General features: G+C 61.4%; 17 protein-coding genes. 15 read left to right on the top strand and 2 right to left on the bottom strand.

Annotated elements, in window-relative coordinates; genetic code table 11:
* Positions 1-62 precede the first annotated feature (62 nt).
* Genes AC25BC_RS25355 through AC25BC_RS25325 form a run of 7 tightly spaced genes read left to right on the top strand, consistent with a single transcriptional unit; the run spans position 63 to position 7,109 of the window.
* On the top strand, positions 63-1,382 hold the full coding sequence (locus tag AC25BC_RS25355; protein WP_128438736.1) for an ABC transporter substrate-binding protein: 1,320 nt from the start codon (positions 63-65) through the stop codon (positions 1,380-1,382).
* 6 nt (positions 1,383-1,388) lie between these two features.
* Positions 1,389-2,144, top strand: coding sequence for an ABC transporter ATP-binding protein (locus AC25BC_RS25350; RefSeq protein ID WP_003562248.1), 756 nt, complete (start codon positions 1,389-1,391; stop codon positions 2,142-2,144).
* A complete protein-coding gene (locus AC25BC_RS25345; protein ID WP_128438737.1) occupies positions 2,141-2,869 on the top strand; it encodes an ABC transporter ATP-binding protein in 729 nt (242 codons plus the stop codon). The genes AC25BC_RS25350 and AC25BC_RS25345 overlap by 4 nt, the downstream gene beginning before the upstream one ends.
* Positions 2,866-3,780, top strand: a complete 915-nt coding sequence (locus tag AC25BC_RS25340) for a branched-chain amino acid ABC transporter permease (protein WP_128438738.1) — start codon at positions 2,866-2,868, stop codon at positions 3,778-3,780. The genes AC25BC_RS25345 and AC25BC_RS25340 overlap by 4 nt, the downstream gene beginning before the upstream one ends.
* On the top strand, positions 3,777-4,814 hold the full coding sequence (locus AC25BC_RS25335) for a branched-chain amino acid ABC transporter permease (protein WP_128438739.1): 1,038 nt from the start codon (positions 3,777-3,779) through the stop codon (positions 4,812-4,814). The genes AC25BC_RS25340 and AC25BC_RS25335 overlap by 4 nt, the downstream gene beginning before the upstream one ends.
* 40 nt (positions 4,815-4,854) lie before the next feature.
* Positions 4,855-5,640 carry a coniferyl-alcohol dehydrogenase gene (locus AC25BC_RS25330; RefSeq protein ID WP_128438740.1) on the top strand — a complete coding sequence of 262 codons (786 nt, stop codon included), beginning with the start codon at positions 4,855-4,857 and terminating at the stop codon, positions 5,638-5,640.
* Positions 5,641-5,663: 23 nt separating this feature from the next.
* Positions 5,664-7,109 (top strand): aldehyde dehydrogenase, encoded by a 1,446-nt coding sequence (locus tag AC25BC_RS25325; protein WP_128438741.1) that lies wholly within the window; start codon positions 5,664-5,666, stop codon positions 7,107-7,109.
* A gap of 123 nt (positions 7,110-7,232) precedes the next feature.
* Here AC25BC_RS25325 and AC25BC_RS25320 read toward each other — a convergent pair whose 3' ends face one another.
* Positions 7,233-8,126, bottom strand: coding sequence for a PA3715 family protein (locus AC25BC_RS25320; RefSeq protein WP_487778572.1), 894 nt, complete (start codon positions 8,124-8,126; stop codon positions 7,233-7,235).
* Between the two features lie 242 nt (positions 8,127-8,368).
* Here AC25BC_RS25320 and AC25BC_RS25315 point away from each other — a divergent pair, with 242 nt between their 5' ends.
* The 8 genes from AC25BC_RS25315 (at position 8,369) to AC25BC_RS25280 (ending at position 14,438) form a co-directional block, all read left to right on the top strand.
* Positions 8,369-8,716, top strand: a complete 348-nt coding sequence (locus AC25BC_RS25315; RefSeq protein WP_128438743.1) for a DUF488 domain-containing protein — start codon at positions 8,369-8,371, stop codon at positions 8,714-8,716.
* Positions 8,717-8,856: 140 nt separating this feature from the next.
* Positions 8,857-9,378, top strand: coding sequence for a DUF4142 domain-containing protein (locus AC25BC_RS25310; protein WP_128438744.1), 522 nt, complete (start codon positions 8,857-8,859; stop codon positions 9,376-9,378).
* Positions 9,379-9,387: 9 nt separating this feature from the next.
* Entirely contained in the window at positions 9,388-9,714 is a 327-nt protein-coding gene (locus AC25BC_RS25305) for a cupredoxin domain-containing protein (RefSeq protein ID WP_003562258.1), read from the top strand.
* Positions 9,715-9,760: 46 nt separating this feature from the next.
* Complete coding sequence (locus tag AC25BC_RS25300; RefSeq protein WP_128438745.1) at positions 9,761-10,474, top strand: RNA polymerase sigma factor; 714 nt, start codon at positions 9,761-9,763, stop codon at positions 10,472-10,474.
* Between the two features lie 369 nt (positions 10,475-10,843).
* Positions 10,844-12,229 carry a TadE/TadG family type IV pilus assembly protein gene (locus tag AC25BC_RS25295; RefSeq protein WP_128438746.1) on the top strand — a complete coding sequence of 462 codons (1,386 nt, stop codon included), beginning with the start codon at positions 10,844-10,846 and terminating at the stop codon, positions 12,227-12,229.
* Positions 12,226-12,756 (top strand): TadE/TadG family type IV pilus assembly protein, encoded by a 531-nt coding sequence (locus AC25BC_RS25290; protein WP_017996029.1) that lies wholly within the window; start codon positions 12,226-12,228, stop codon positions 12,754-12,756. The genes AC25BC_RS25295 and AC25BC_RS25290 overlap by 4 nt, the downstream gene beginning before the upstream one ends.
* A 1-nt stretch (position 12,757) precedes the next feature.
* Entirely contained in the window at positions 12,758-13,342 is a 585-nt protein-coding gene (locus AC25BC_RS25285; protein ID WP_128438747.1) for a TadE/TadG family type IV pilus assembly protein, read from the top strand.
* Between the two features lie 313 nt (positions 13,343-13,655).
* Complete coding sequence (locus AC25BC_RS25280) at positions 13,656-14,438, top strand: pyrroline-5-carboxylate reductase (protein ID WP_003562264.1); 783 nt, start codon at positions 13,656-13,658, stop codon at positions 14,436-14,438.
* Here the strand turns inward: AC25BC_RS25280 and AC25BC_RS25275 are convergent.
* Entirely contained in the window at positions 14,435-14,983 is a 549-nt protein-coding gene (locus AC25BC_RS25275; RefSeq protein ID WP_017996032.1) for a cupin domain-containing protein, read from the bottom strand. The two genes, AC25BC_RS25280 and AC25BC_RS25275, sit on opposite strands and share 4 nt — an antisense overlap.
* Between the last annotated feature and the right edge of the window lie 37 nt (positions 14,984-15,020).

Below are 15,020 nucleotides of genomic sequence, written 5' to 3'. Positions count from 1 at the left end.
ATCGGCCGACATGAACACTGGGAACGGGCTGGGAGGCCCGATCAAGAGGGAGGAATGATTTCATGAACGGCATTTTCCGCAGCGGAAAAATCAACGCGGCATCGCTGAGCCGCCGCTCTTTCATCGCATCGACCGTGGCGGGTGGTGCAGCGCTGGCGCTTTCCGGCCGCACGGCCTTTGCTCAGAGCGGTGATACGCTGAAGGTCGGCTTCATCAGCCCGCGCACCGGCCCTCTCGGCGGCTTCGGCGAGACGGACGGCTATGTGCTGGAACTGGCGCGCAAGGCGCTGGCGAACGGCCTGCAGGCAGGCGGCAAGACCTGGAAGGTTGAGATCGTCGACCAGGACACCCAGTCCGATCCCTCGCGTGCCGGCCAACTGGCGAAGGACCTGATCAACAACCAGGCGATCGATCTGATGCTTGCCGTCTCGACGCCCGAAACCATCAATCCGGTGGCCGATGCCTGTGAAGCGGCCGGCATTCCCTGCCTCTCGACGGTCATGCCCTGGGAAGCGTGGTATTTCGGCCGCGGCGCCAAGCCGGGCGCACCCTCGCCGTTCAAGTGGACTTATCATTTCGGCTTCGGCGTCGAAGAGTTCCACAAGGCCTATGTCTCGCAGTGGAACCTGATCGAGACCAACAAGAAGGTCGGCGTCATGTATCCGAACGACGCCGACGGCAATGCGATCCGCACCCATCTGGCGCCGGCACTCGCCAAGGAGGGCTTCACCATCGTCGATCCCGGCGCCTATGAAACCGGAACCACCGACTTTACCGCGCAGATCGCTCTCTTCAGGCAGGAGGGCGTGGAGATCTTCAATTCGTTCCCGATACCGCCTGATTTTGCCGCCTTCTGGCGTCAGGCCGCACAGCAGGGCCTCACCCAGCAGATCAAGATCTGCCAGATCGCCAAGACCGGCCTGTTTCCCTCCGACATCGAGGCACTCGGCGATCTCGGCCTGAACATCGGCAGCGCCGCCTACTGGCACAAGGCCTTCCCCTACAAATCCACGCTCACGGGTGTCTCCGGAACCGAACTCGCCGACGGCTATGAAACCGCAAGCGGCAAGCAGTGGACGCAACAGCTCGGCGCCAGCCTTGCGCTTCTCGACGCCGGCTTCGATGCGCTGAAGGCGAGCACCGACGTCAAGAGCAAGGAGGCCGTCGCCAAGGCGATCAGCACGCTGAAGACCACGACCATCGCCGGCAAGGTCGATTTCACCAGCGGCCCCGTCGCCAACGTCTCTCCCGGACCGATCATCGGCACGCAATGGGTGAAAGCGCCGGAGGGCTCGAAATTCGCGCTAGACTATGTTGTCACCGAAAACGCCACCGACCCCAATGTCCCGGTCGGCGCCAAGCTCACCGCCTATAACGGGTAACGCACAGTGCTGCAGCGGGAAGCTCAAAGACGGCCGGGAGGAGCCTTTCTCTCGGCCAAGGGGATCCACAAGCGGTTCGGCGCGCTGGTGGTGCTGGAGAATCTGGATTTTTCCATGGGCGATGGCGAGGCGATCGGCATTGTCGGGCCGAACGGCGCTGGCAAGACGACCCTGCTCAGCGTGCTCGCCGGCGCCTTCCCGCCGAATGAGGGAAGCATCACCTTCGACGGCGTCGACGTCACGCGCCGGACGGCGGCGGAGCGCTGCCGCTCCGGGCTCGTTCGGACCCATCAGATTCCCAAACCCTTCGGCGGCATGACGACTTTTGAGAATGTCTTCGTCGCCGCATCGCACGGCAATGTTGCAAGCCGCGACGAGGCCTATGAGCGCGTGGTGGATTCGCTTTCGCTCTGCGGCATGCTTGGCGTCGCCAACCGCCCTGCCGACACGCTCGGCCTGCTCGATCGCAAACGCCTGGAGCTTGCCCGTGCGCTTGCCACGCAGCCAAGGTTGATGCTGCTCGACGAGATCGGCGGCGGCCTGACCGATGGCGAGGCGAGCGAACTCGTCGAAACCATCCTCGAATTGCGCCGCCGCGGCATCGGCATCGTCTGGATCGAGCATATCGTTCATATCCTCCTGCAGGTGGCGGAGCGGCTGATCTGCATGGACGCCGGCAGGATCATCGCCGATGGCGAACCGAAAACGGTCATGAGCGATGCGGAGGTCGTGAAGGCCTATCTCGGAGGGACACCTGCATGAGCCTTCTCTCCATCCGCGACCTCGACGTCCGCCACGGCCTGCTTCAGGCGGTGCGCGGCGTCAGCTTCGATCTTGCCAGGGGCGAGGTGCTGGCGCTGGTCGGCGCAAATGGCGCCGGCAAGACGACGCTGCTCAGATCGATCGCCGGCGCCCATCTGCCATCCTCCGGCCGCGTCCTCCTCAACGACGAAGATCTGGCCGCCGTCCCGTCCCACAAACGGATCGCCAAGGGCATTGCCCTGGTGCCGGAAGGCCGGCGCCTGTTTTCACAGATGACGGTGGAAGAGAACCTGCTTCTCGGAAAGAGTTCCGGCCGTAAGGGCGAGTGGAACATCGAGCGCGTCCTCGACGCTTTTCCAAACCTGAAACCGCGCCGTCACGCCAAGACAGGACACCTCTCGGGCGGGGAACAGCAGGCGACCGCCATCGGCCGGGCGCTGATGAGCAATCCCGATATTCTTCTCCTGGACGAGGTCTCGCTCGGACTTTCGCCTCTGGTCGTCGATCGCGTCTATGCCCAGCTGCAGGCGCTGCTCACGTCGGGAACGACCATCGTGCTCGTCGAGCAGGATCTCGCTCGCGCCATGAGCGTGGCAAGCCGTGTCATCTGCATGCTGGAAGGACGCATCGTCCTCGACCGGCCGGCCGCCGCCGTCACGCGCGAACATGTCACTCAAGCCTATTTCGGATTGCACCGGACATCAGGCGAAAGGAGCGCATCGTGATCAACACCCTGCTCCAGGGCATTCTGCTCGGCGGCTACTACGCCGTTATCGCCTGCGGACTGTCCTTCATGTTCTCGGTCATGCGGATCATCAATCTCGCGCATGGCAGCCTGGCGGTCGCAGCCGCTTATGGGCTGTGGCTGCTGGCCGCCAAAGCCGGCATTCCACCCTTCGCCGGCCTGCTGATCGTGCTGCCGGTCATGGCGGCGGCGGGATGGCTGCTGCAGCGTTTCATTCTGGAACGCAGCGCCCGCGGCGGCACGCTCCTGCCGATTCTCACGACCTTCGGCCTGTCGATCGTCATCGACAACCTGCTGTTCGAGCAGTTCGGCGCCGACACCCGGTCGCTCGCACCGTTCATCGGCAACCTGTCCTATGCATCCTGGCAGCTGCCGGGCCACATCTACGTCGGCAAGCTTGCCGTCCTGATGATGGTGACGGCAGTCCTCGTTCTCGGCGGGCTGCAGTTCTTCCTCAGCCGCTTTGCGCTTGGCCGCGCGATCCGCGCCACGGCGGAAGATCCCGATACGGCGGGGCTGGTCGGCATCGACGCCCGCAGGGTCAACGCCGTCGCCACCGCGATCACCATGGTCACGGTCGGGATCGCCGGTGCTTTTCTCGGGATGCGGGCAACCTTCAGCCCCTACTCCGGCGGCCCACAACTTCTCTTCGCCTTCGAGGCGGCCGTCATCGGCGGCGCGGGATCGCTATGGGGCACGCTTGCCGGCGGCATCGTTCTCGGTCTTGCCCAATCGCTCGGCGCGCAGTTGCATCCGCAAGGCTTCCTGATCGGCGGCCATGCCGTGTTCCTGCTGGTGCTTTTCGTCAGGCTATCCCGGTTCGGCATGCCGTCTCTCGACAAACTTGGCGCCTTTCTCAAACTGCGCACCCGTCTCCGGAGCCCGACATGAGCCCAAACGCGACCCTTGCCTCCAACGGAATATCGATAGAACGCTGGACGAAGACGTCGCGGGTGGCGCTCGGCTGCATGGCCGCGGTGCTTGTCCTGCTGATGTTTGCCCCCGTTGTCCTCGGCGCCGGCGCGATCGACCGGATGACGGCCCTGTTCATCTACGTGATCCTTGCCGCCATGTGGAATGCGCTTGCCGGTTTCGGCGGGCTGGTCTCGGTCGGCCAGCAGGTGTTCTTCGGCCTCGGCGCCTATTTCACCATCCGCCTGGCGGATGCGGGACTCAATCCCTTCGTCTCGCTGTTTGCCGCCGCGGTCGTGACCGGCGCGCTGTCGATACCGCTTTCGCTGTTCATGCTGCGCCTGAAGGGCGGCGAGTTCGCAATCGGCATGTGGGTGATAGCGGAACTCGCCCACCTGCTCGTCAACCTCGACCGGCTAATCCAGGGGGAAACCGGCACCTCGCTGATCTCGCTCAACGTCTATGATGGCGCGACGCGGCGGGCAACGATCTACTGGCTCGCCTTGATAGCCATGGCCGCCCTGCTCGGTGCTCTCTTCATGCTGATGCGCAGCCGCGCCGGTGCGGCCATGCAGGCGATCCGCGACAATGAGGAGGCGGCAACCTCGGTCGGCGTGCGGGTGATCGCGACCAAGAGGCTGCTCTTCGTGCTCGCCGCCTTCGGCATCGCGGTCGCTGGAGGCCTGTGGCTGGCGACCGCCACGACCTTCCAGCCGAAGACCTATTTCAGCGTCCAATGGACGGCCTACATGATCTTCATGGTGCTGGTCGGCGGGATCGGCAAGTTCGAAGGCGCGATCCTCGGCGCCATCCTGTTCTTCGTGATCGAGACCGTCTTCGGTTCAGCCGGCGTCTGGTACCTGATCGGCCTCGGCGCCACCGCCCTGATTTTCTCGCTCTACCTGCCGCGCGGCCTTTGGGGCGAAATCGAGCGCCGCTTCGATTTTCAACTTCTGCCGGTCGGCTACCGGCTGAAATTGCCGGGTCCGCATAAAATCAAATGGGAAGAATGAGCCGGCTTGTTTCCGGATTCTCTTGCGAAAGGTGACGTTCATGCTTTTTGGTAAAACGATCGTGGTGACCGGCGTGGCTTCCGGCATCGGCGCCCGCACGGCGGAATTGGCCGGTCAGATGGGTGCCGAGGTCATCGGCGTCGATGTGCGCGAGCCGGCGGGTGGAAGTGCCGCCTTCATCAAGGGCGATCTGTCCACGGCATCAGGCGTTGCCGAGATCGTCGCGCAGCTTCCGGTGCGCCTCGACGCGCTCGCCAATGTCGCCGGCCTTTCCGGCAACACGGGTGTCGTCTCGACGCTCGCCGTCAATTTCTATGGCCTTCGCGCCCTGTCGGAAGCCGTGGCGCCCCGCCTGCGCGAAGGTGGGGCCATCGTCAACGTCGCCTCGATCGCCGGCTACGGCTGGCGCGCCAACCTCGAGCGGGCAAAGTCGCTGACATCAATCGAAGGCTTTCCCGAAGTGGCGGCGGTCGTCGCCGAACACGGTCTCAAGGATGAGGAAGGCTACCCGCTCTCCAAGGAGCTGCTGCTGCTCTGGACCATGCGCGCGAGCCACCAGCCGCTGTTCAAAAACCGCGGCGTCCGGGTCAATGCGGTCAGCCCCGGACCGGTGGAAACGCCGATCCTCAAGCAGTTCCGCGCCGTGCTCGGCGATGCCAGGGTCGATAGCGACATCACCCGCGTCGGCCGCGCCGGCACCTCCGCCGATGTTGCGCCGCCGGTGCTCTTCCTCTGCTCGGATGGCGCACGCTGGATCAACGGCGCCAATCTTGCCGTCGACGGCGGCCTCGAAGCTTCCATCAACGCCGAAGTCCTCGGCTTCTAGTTTTTGACCCAAGGAGACCTCCGATGAATATTTCCCTCCTCATAAATGGCGCCGACCGCGCAGCCTCCAGCGGCCGGACCTTTGATCGTATCGATCCCTTCACCGAAAAGCTCGCAAGCCGCGCCGCAGCGGCAGACCTGGACGACGTTGCCGCAGCCGTTAGTGCCGCCGCCGCTGCCTTCGGCGCCTGGTCGAAGACCGGCCCCGGCCAGCGCCGCGCGATCCTGATGAAGGCTGCCGATATCATGGATTCCAAAGTCGGCGAGTTTACCACTCTGATGATCGAGGAGACGGGCGCAACCGCACCCTGGGCCGGTTTCAATGTCATGCTCGCCGCCAATATCCTGCGCGAGGCCGGCGCCATGACGACGCAGATATCAGGCGAAATCATCCCTTCCGACAAACCCGGCACGCTCGCCATGGGTGTTCGCCAGGCCGCCGGCGTCTGCCTGGCGATCGCTCCCTGGAACGCGCCCGTCATCCTCGCCACCCGCGCCATCGCCATGCCGATCGCCTGCGGCAATACCGTCGTGCTCAAGGCATCCGAACAATGCCCCGGCACACACCGGCTGATTGCCACCGTGCTGACCGAAGCCGGCCTGCCGGCCGGCGTCATCAACGTCCTCACCAACGCGCCGGAGGACGCGCCTGAGATCGTCACCGCGCTGATTGCCCATCCAGCCGTCAAGCGCGTGAACTTCACCGGATCGACCAAGGTCGGCAAGATCATCGCCGAGACCTGCGGCAGGTATCTCAAACCCGCCCTTCTTGAACTCGGGGGCAAGGCGCCGCTTGTTATCCTCGACGACGCCGATATCGACGGTGCCGTCAACGCCGCCATTTTCGGCGCCTTCATGCATCAGGGCCAGATCTGCATGTCGACCGAGCGGATCATCGTCGACGAGACGATCGCCGATCAGTTCGTCGCCAAACTGGCCGCCCGCGCCAGCCAGCTGCCGGCCGGCGACCCACGTGGCCACGTCGTTCTCGGCTCGCTGATCAGCCTCGATTCTGCGAAGAAAATGGAAGAGCTGATTGCCGATGCGACGGCCAAGGGTGCAAAACTCGTGGCCGGCGGCAAGCGCTCCGGCACCGTGGTCGAGGCGACGCTGCTTGATCATGTCACGCCCGAGATGCGCGTCTATGCAGAAGAATCCTTCGGCCCGGTCAAGCCGATCATTCGCGTTACCAGTGAGGAAGAGGCAATCCGCATCGCCAACGACACCGAATACGGCCTGTCATCCGCCGTCTTCAGCCGCAATGTCCAGCGGGCCATGGCGGTTGCGGCGCGGATCGAATCCGGTATCTGCCACATCAATGGCCCGACGGTAAACGACGAGGCGCAAATGCCCTTCGGCGGCGTCAAAGGCAGCGGCTACGGCCGCTTCGGCGGCAAGGCGGCGATCGCTGAATTCACCGACCTGCGCTGGATCACGGTCGAGGATTCCGCCCAGCACTATCCTTTCTGACGTCGACAGCGGCGAAGGGCAGATCGCGCCAATGCAAGCGATAGAGCGTCCTGTCGGACACGCGGCGCTCTATCGCAGTTGTCCCGGTCATTGCGGCCATCACCGGCCTGGACAAACATCCTCTTACTCATCGCGCTTCAGATCTTTGGGAACGATATATTTCGCTCCGTCGTAACGCAGCCGGTGTTTGCCAATCGTCGTTTTATCTTCGCTCTGGCAATCACCATCCTTTCCGACAGTGGCAACGGAAGTGGTCGTTTTTTCGGCTACGACTATATCGGCAAACACGCCTTTTGCTGGTGAACCCATTGAAAGCGTGCGCGTGGTTTCATTAAACTCACCGGCACAGGCGGTATCCCATTCTCCGTGGTTCTCGCTGACGACAATATTGTCGAGAACCGGCTTCAGCCCATCAGGGTCGACTGAGAAGAGCCATAAGGTCGTTTCGCCGAATGGATTGGCGCGCGAACTGCCTTCCAGCGTAACACGCAATCCAAAAGCCGTTTTCCGAGGAGCGAGTTGATAACGTGCGGTATCGAAGGCGACGCTTTCTACATGAATGGCATCGTCGGACATAAGTCCCTGAAGACGCAGGCGCTGCTTTACACGAAGATTGGTGCTGTCGACCACGAGCAGTTCGATGTCCCCCTCGTTTTCCGAATCCGACTGCTCTGTCATCAAGGGGACAGCAACAAGCGTCAGTTGCGGTTGAGCTGGCCAGATCCGGCAAATCACCCGACGCGGATCGCTGTCGACATTGTCGTCTGTTGGCAATGTGATGGTTGCGCCCCCAAACAGAAAAGCGTCGTCGGCGTTGTTGGCACCCGGATAGGCAAGACGGATGATTTCTGAGGCGCGGCCGGCGCATTGGTTCTGGCCCGCCGATGCCGCTGGAGCGCTGACAGCAACGCCGAGTCCGATCAGAACGATCAGTTCGAAGATTGAAGCGCGGGCGTTCGAAAGCTGCGTCAATGCAAATCCCTCCGCAAAGCCACAGGCATATTCGAAACGTGACATTTGGCAATATTGGGAGAATCGAAAATATCAGCGGCCAAGGACCGAAGAGCATCAGTTGGCCGCGACAATGCTACAGCAATCGGAGGCGTTCATCTGTGGCCGACCGACAACCTATATTCCTAAGTTGAGTGCGATGGCTGCCTGTGCACGCACCCGATCGAGCTGCGGGCTCGAGCCTGGAACCAAAACCCCGTCACGCGTATTCGTCTAGATTGGTTTTCGAACTTATGTCGGGTGGACAAATGTCCTTGCACCTCAAACGAATCTACGAGCAGAAAGACGACAAGGACGGCACGCGCATCCTGATCGACCGGCTATGGCCGCGTGGGTTGAGCAAGAAGGATGCAGCAGTCGATATCTGGTCGAAGGATATCGCACCAAGCCCGGCGCTGCGCCGATGGTTTGGCCATGATCCCGCCAAATGGACCGAGTTCCAGCGCCGGTATCAAAACGAGCTGGAGAAAAATCCATCCTCCGTCGAGGAGTTGAAACGCCAGATTCGACAAGAGGACGTGACGCTTCTCTACGCTGCAAAAGACATGGCCCACAATCATGCCATCGTGCTTCAGCGCTTCCTCGGCAAAGACTGACGCGTCGGTGACAAGCTGTTTCTCTGGGTCCCGAAATTTCCGGGAACCTTTTCGCTCGATCTGCATCCAATGTTCGCTTCCCAAGGCGCATCACCGTTGCTGCCGGAAGACATTCGGCCACGACACAAGGGAGACAGATCATGTTGAAACGAATTCTCGGCGCCACCCTGATGGCGGCCTCACTCGGCACCGCTTCGATCGCCGCCGATGCCAAGCCGACCGATCCTCAGATCGCCCACATCGCCTATACGGCGGGGCAGATCGATGTCACCGCGGCAGAGCAGGCTTTGAAGAAGAGCAAGAATGCCGACGTCATAGCATTCGCCAAAACCATGGAGCGCGACCACAAGGCCGTCAATGATAAGGCGCTCGCCCTCGTCAAGAAGCTGAAGGTGACGCCCGAAGACAACGCCGTCAGCCAGTCCCTGTCGACACAGGCAGCGAAGGAACTGACGACGCTGGAGGCGCTCGACGGCGCGGCGTTTGACAAGGCCTATGTCGAAAACGAAGTCGCCTATCACAAGTCGGTCAACGACGCGCTTGCCAACACCTTGATCCCGTCGGCTGAGAATAAAGAGCTCAAGTCGCTGCTGGAAACGGGCCTGACGCTATTCAAGGAGCACCAGATGCATGCCGAGCATCTGGCTTCCATGATCAAATAGGCTTGAGGAATGGGCTCGCTGATGAAATCGCTGCGGCTCCCGCTGCTGTCTGCACTGCTTTGGGCGGGCAACGGGGTTGCCTCGGCGGCCGACTATCAAATCACCATCACCGGCATGAAATTCGGCTCGCCGCCTGCCGAGCTGCGTGTCGGCGATGTGATCGTCTGGCGAAACGATGATATATTCCGGCACACGGCAACCGCTCGCGACAAGAGCTTCGATATCGACCTGCCACCGAAATCGGAAGCCCGCATGACGGTCGCCCAGGCGGGAGCGGTCGATTTCTATTGTCGCTTTCATCCCGCCATGACGGGCAAGCTGGACGTCCGGCCATAGGCCGGGCTCCAATCGAAAGACAGGCGAGCGGGGCGGAGGACTCCCTATGACAGCCATTCCGGTTACGGCCGAGCGACACCGGCAGCAGATGTCGATACTGTCCGACACCGATCTCGTGCTCTTGGCAAAAGCAGGCGACGAGCCCGCCATCCGCGCCATCGTTCAACGTCACAATCAGCGCCTGTTCCGGACGGCGCGCGCCGTCATCCGCAATGATGCGGAGGCGGAAGACGTCGTCCAGGCCGCCTACATCAAGGCATTCACCAGTCTGGCGACATTCCGGGGCGAGGCACAGCTTTCGACATGGCTGACCCGCATTACGCTTAACGAGGCGCTCAGCCGTGTGCGGGCCCGAAAGAACACCACCGGGCTTGAGGAAATCGACATGCAGACGACGGCGCCGGGTGGCGAAGTGTTACAGTTTCCGTCCTCCCTGTCCGCAACCGATCCGGAAACCGAGCTGTCCAGGAGCCAGGCGCGGCATCTCCTTGAAAACGCGGTCGACGAACTCCCAGACGATTTTCGTGCCGTGTTCGTGCTGCGGGATATCGAGGGCATGAGCACGGAGGAGGCCGCCTCCTATCTTGGCATAAGACCGGAAACGGCCAAGACCCGGCTGCATCGGGCGCGCAAGATGATGCGCCAGTCGATCGAAAAACAGCTCTCCGGCGCATTCTCGGCCCTTTTCCCGTTCGACGGCGTCCGTTGCGCTTTCATGGCCGACCGCGTCATCGCCGCCCTTGGCAACGAGATGTCATGATGTCTCGCACTATTGACGGGAGAAATCCTCCGGCCTTGAGTGTCTCGAGCTCGGTCAGGTCTCCGGCGCAAGAGCAGTGGAAATTAGAAGAACATGCTGCCGAACGTGCGGATCTCCGCTTGGACAGCTAAGGCTGTTGAACGATGACGCTGGAGAGGTCGCGGATGAGGGCCGGGCGTGTGCCCACTTCCGGCCGCACGTATGCGATCCGCTCAGCGTGAAAGGCCATGCGATGTCGTTCCGCGCCTATCCATAATTCGCAGACATATACAATTTGCGCAGGAAATAGCGCGGCGGCGGCCATTTTGTGGCGAAAAACACAGTAATTAACAGAGACTTAAGCAATCCGGATACTTCTTGCATATTAGTATGACTTATTTGACGGTGGTCTTTTTGCGCTCGGGTCTTTCATATTCACTTGCTCGGGTCTTCCAAACCCTTCGTGGTCTCGGTAGGGATAGGGGCGGCAATGTCGCGATCGTCGTTGCCCTCACCCTGGTGCCGATGATCGTCGCAGTCGGCGCGAGCTTTGACTACATCAGGACCTACAATGTCCGCCAGAGGATGCAGAGCGACCTGGACACGGCGCTGATCGCCGCAGTCAAAGAGATCGATACCGACGACGCCGTCGCCCTCAAGCAAAAGGTTTCCGACTGGTTCCACGCGCAGGTGGAAAACAGCTATACGCTTGGCGACATCAACATTGACACATCAAACCATAAGATCACGGCGACAGCCAGCGGCACGGTTCCGACGACGCTGATGAAGATCGCCAACATCGACACCGTTGACGTCAGCGTGGCAAGCGCCGTCAAAGGGCCGGCCACCTCCTATCTTAACGTCTATATCGTCATCGACACATCCCCGTCGATGCTTCTGGCGGCAACAACGGCCGGCCAGGCGACCATGTATTCCGGCATCGGCTGCCAGTTCGCCTGCCACACGGGCGACGCGCACAAAATCGGCAACAAGACATACAACAACAATTACGAATACAGCACTGCCAAGAACATAAAGCTGCGCGCCGATGTCGCCGGTGACGCCGTCAAGGACGTGCTTGCGCTGATCGACACCTCAGACAGCAATCATCAACGCATCAAGGTCGGATTATATAGCCTCGGCGATACCCTTACGGAAGTTCTGGCCCCGACGCTCAGCACGGACACGGCGCGCAATCGCCTCGCGGACGCAAGCTACGGCCTCACCAGCGCGACCTCGAAGGCAGCCACCTATTTCGACGTCTCCCTGACAACGCTCAAGCAGAAAGTCGGCACGGGCGGGGACGGGACGGCCTCGAACTCGCCGCTCAAGCTGGTTCTCCTGCTGACGGACGGCGTCCAATCGCAGCGCGAATGGGTGACCGACAAGGTCACATGGTCGAACAACAAGGCAATTTCCGGGACATACTGGAACAAGGTGGCGCCGCTCAATCCAGCTTGGTGCGCCTACCTCAAAAACCAGTCCGCCACCATGGGGGTTCTCTATACCGAATACCTGCCGCTCACATCGGATTGGGGCTACAACGCAACTGTCGGTTCGACCATGGCCAGCGCCAACTGGAAAGGCACCTATGGTGGCATCATGCAAACTGGCGTGTCGACCAGCATCACGAGACGGGATTACATCCCCTATGCGCTTTCCGACTGCGCATCGTCCAAGAGCCTGTTCCTATCAGCGTCATCGTCGACCGAGATCACCGCAGGCCTGTCGGCGCTTTTCACCCAATACCTCGCATCCGTCCGGTTGACCCAATGAGGCGAGGGAAACGCTTCGCATCGTTGCGCCGCCTGTTCGGCGATCGCAAAGGGGTCGCTGCGATCGAATTTGCGATCCTGGCTCTGCCGCTCTTCATCATGATATTCGGCATTATCGAAGTGTCGCTGATGTTCTTCGTCAACTCGGCGCTGGACGCCTCCGTGCACAAGATCTCCCGAATGATCCGCACCGGCGAGGTTGCATCCTCCAAGATCACGCTGGCCGATTTCAAGACCAGAATCTGCAACGACATGCTTCTGTCGTTCAGCTGCTCCAGCGGTCTGCTGGTCAAGGTGATCGTGCTTTCCGACCTCTCGTCCGCCGCCAGCACCGACCCCATCGACGACAGCGGCAATCTCACCGTCACCGAGACCTATGACATCGGCAAAGGCAGCGATTACATCCTGGTTCAGACGTTCCTGCCATGGACAGCCGTCGTCAATTTCTTCAGCCTTTCGAGCGCCAAGCTTTCCGACGGCCGCTACCTGCTCGGATCTTCCGTTCTGTTCCGCAACGAGCCTTTCTGACATGATCATAAAACGGAGCCTGTCCTTCTTCCGCTTCGCCCGATCCCGCACCCGTCATCTCGTGCGCGACCGGTCAGCGGCTTCGGGTGTGGAATTCGCGCTGGTGTTGCCGATCCTGGTGATGCTCCTGTTCGGCACCGTCGATCTCGGCCATGCGCTCACAGTCAGCCGAAAGATAGACGAGATTGCCTCCTCCACAGGCGACATGATTTCACAGCAGGGCTCCTGGACGAAGTCCGACGTCGCCAAGCTTCTCTCTGGCGCCAGCTTCATCCTGCAGCCCTATGAGACGACAGGGCTGACGATCACCGTCGCGGTGGACGATATCACCAAGAGTGGCAGCGCGACGGTCAACTGGTCTGCAGCACTCAACACCTCCGCCCTTAACTCCGGCGCGGCGAGCGCAATCGAGGTCCCCTCGGAAATCCAGGATGATGGCGTGCAGGTGGTGCTGACCAGGGTGCAGTACACATTGACGACGCCGGTCTCGGCGTTCTTTTCAAACTTCACCGGGCAGAATGGCTACAGCTTCGATCGCCATTACTTCAATCGCCCGAGGGTCGGCGACAAGATCACTTACAAATAAGCTCCAGGCTTGTCGCAATCGCCTGGAGGCCCCACAGCTGCGACTATCATTATAGTCCTCCACGATTGATCGTCTCCAGGTCCGGCATATCGCCACCGCGTTCGACCGGCCCTTTCCAACCACGGCTTCCGCTCATCCGGCCGCAGAACCGCATGACCCCGGATGTGACGTAGACGGCATTGACCCGGTCCCTGTCGGGTGCATAGTCGCGGGGTACTGGCTTGGAGGTGGCAACGGTCGCCTTTGTCGTGTTGTAGGCGATGTGGCTTGGCCTATGTCGCGTTAGGCCCGCTGCGGGCTGCGGAGTAATCAAATGAAAATCGACAGTATCGGCTTCGTCGGAACCGGCGCAATTACCGAGGCCATGGTTCGCGGCCTTCTGACTGAGCCGGCCTATGCCTCCGAAATTCACGTTTCTCCACGAAGCGCTCACATCGCCGCGACGCTGGCAGAAGAATTCGCCGCCGTCAGAATTGCCAAGGACAATCAGGACGTCGTCGAACGCAGCGACATGGTGTTCCTGGCGATACGGCCGCAGGTCGCCGAGGAGGTCGCGCGCGCGCTTTCGTTCAGGGATGGCCAAATGGTCGTCAGCCTCGTTGCGGCGACGGAGCGCCAGGCCCTATCCGAGTGGATCGGCGCCGACGTGCATCTGGTGCAGGCGATCCCCCTGCCCTTCGTCGCAGGCCGGCAAGGCGTCACCGCCATCTATCCGCCCGATACCGCCGTCGCAGCGCTTTTCGACACGCTCGGAACGGCCGTCCAATGCCAGTCCAGAAAGGAATATGATCTTCTCGCGGCAGCGAGCGCAATGATGTCGACCTATTTCGGCATCATGGAGCAAGTTGCCGTCTGGCTGGAAAGAAGCGGCCTCGAAAAGGCGAAGGGACAGGCCTACATTGCGCCGCTCTTTGCAAGCCTCGCGCAGAAAGCGAACAGCCCCGGCAACGAACCGTTCAGCGCACTGAGCCGCGAATTCGCGACCAAGGGAGGACTGAACGAGCAGGTTCTTTCAGACTTCGAGAAGAAGGGCGGCGTTGCCGCGCTGACCGCTGCACTCGATGGCGTGCTTGCCCGCATCGAGGGCAAGAACTAGAACGTCGGCGGCGTGCAGGCGCTGATGACCTCGCAGGGCACCGGTCCGACGCAGCGGAAGCGGTGCGGGCGCCGGCTTTCGAAATAGTAGGCGTCACCCGCTCCAAGGATACGCCGCTCGTCATCGACCGTCACCTCGAGCCTTCCAGAGAGCACGATCCCGCCCTCCTCCCCCTCGTGAACAAGCGGAACCTTTCCGGTATCGGCGCCCGGCTGGTAACATTCCTTGAGTATTTGCAGGCTGCGCCCGAACAGGTTTTCTCCAACCTGCCTGTAGGAAATGGCGCCCTTGCCGATCTCCACCAACTCCTCGGCCGCATAGAAGGCCTTCCTTGGACGCTCGGGCTCGAAGGCGAAGAATTCCGCCAGGCCGATGGGGATACCGTCCAGAATTCGCTTCAAAGCCCCGACCGACGGGTTGGAGGCGTTCGATTCGATCAGCGAGATCGTCGAGTTCGGCACGCCGGTGCGCTTGGCGAGCTCACGCTGGGAAAGCTTATGGGCGATGCGGAGATAGCGAAGGCGGTTGCCGATATCGACTGACATGATGCTACCCGTTTGTGTTGTCCAGAATATCCAAATT

The organism is Rhizobium sp. WSM409 (assembly GCF_057653825.1).
This window is presented reverse-complemented; position numbering and strand designations above follow the sequence as displayed.

What these genes read in the sequence shown, in the direction of transcription:
- AC25BC_RS25355 (WP_128438736.1), top strand. Translation starts at nt 63, where the DNA reads ATGAACGGCATTTTCCGCAGCGGAAAAATCAACGCGGCATCGCTGAGC.
- AC25BC_RS25345 (WP_128438737.1), top strand. Translation starts at nt 2,141, where the DNA reads ATGAGCCTTCTCTCCATCCGCGACCTCGACGTCCGCCACGGCCTGCTT.
- AC25BC_RS25335 (WP_128438739.1), top strand. Translation starts at nt 3,777, where the DNA reads ATGAGCCCAAACGCGACCCTTGCCTCCAACGGAATATCGATAGAACGC.
- AC25BC_RS25330 (WP_128438740.1), top strand. Translation starts at nt 4,855, where the DNA reads ATGCTTTTTGGTAAAACGATCGTGGTGACCGGCGTGGCTTCCGGCATC.
- AC25BC_RS25325 (WP_128438741.1), top strand. Translation starts at nt 5,664, where the DNA reads ATGAATATTTCCCTCCTCATAAATGGCGCCGACCGCGCAGCCTCCAGC.
- AC25BC_RS25320 (WP_487778572.1), bottom strand. Translation starts at nt 8,126, where the DNA reads ATGTCACGTTTCGAATATGCCTGTGGCTTTGCGGAGGGATTTGCATTG.
- AC25BC_RS25315 (WP_128438743.1), top strand. Translation starts at nt 8,369, where the DNA reads ATGTCCTTGCACCTCAAACGAATCTACGAGCAGAAAGACGACAAGGAC.
- AC25BC_RS25310 (WP_128438744.1), top strand. Translation starts at nt 8,857, where the DNA reads ATGTTGAAACGAATTCTCGGCGCCACCCTGATGGCGGCCTCACTCGGC.
- AC25BC_RS25305 (WP_003562258.1), top strand. Translation starts at nt 9,388, where the DNA reads ATGGGCTCGCTGATGAAATCGCTGCGGCTCCCGCTGCTGTCTGCACTG.
- AC25BC_RS25300 (WP_128438745.1), top strand. Translation starts at nt 9,761, where the DNA reads ATGACAGCCATTCCGGTTACGGCCGAGCGACACCGGCAGCAGATGTCG.
- AC25BC_RS25295 (WP_128438746.1), top strand. Translation starts at nt 10,844, where the DNA reads ATGACTTATTTGACGGTGGTCTTTTTGCGCTCGGGTCTTTCATATTCA.
- AC25BC_RS25290 (WP_017996029.1), top strand. Translation starts at nt 12,226, where the DNA reads ATGAGGCGAGGGAAACGCTTCGCATCGTTGCGCCGCCTGTTCGGCGAT.
- AC25BC_RS25285 (WP_128438747.1), top strand. Translation starts at nt 12,758, where the DNA reads ATGATCATAAAACGGAGCCTGTCCTTCTTCCGCTTCGCCCGATCCCGC.
- AC25BC_RS25280 (WP_003562264.1), top strand. Translation starts at nt 13,656, where the DNA reads ATGAAAATCGACAGTATCGGCTTCGTCGGAACCGGCGCAATTACCGAG.
- AC25BC_RS25275 (WP_017996032.1), bottom strand. Translation starts at nt 14,983, where the DNA reads ATGTCAGTCGATATCGGCAACCGCCTTCGCTATCTCCGCATCGCCCAT.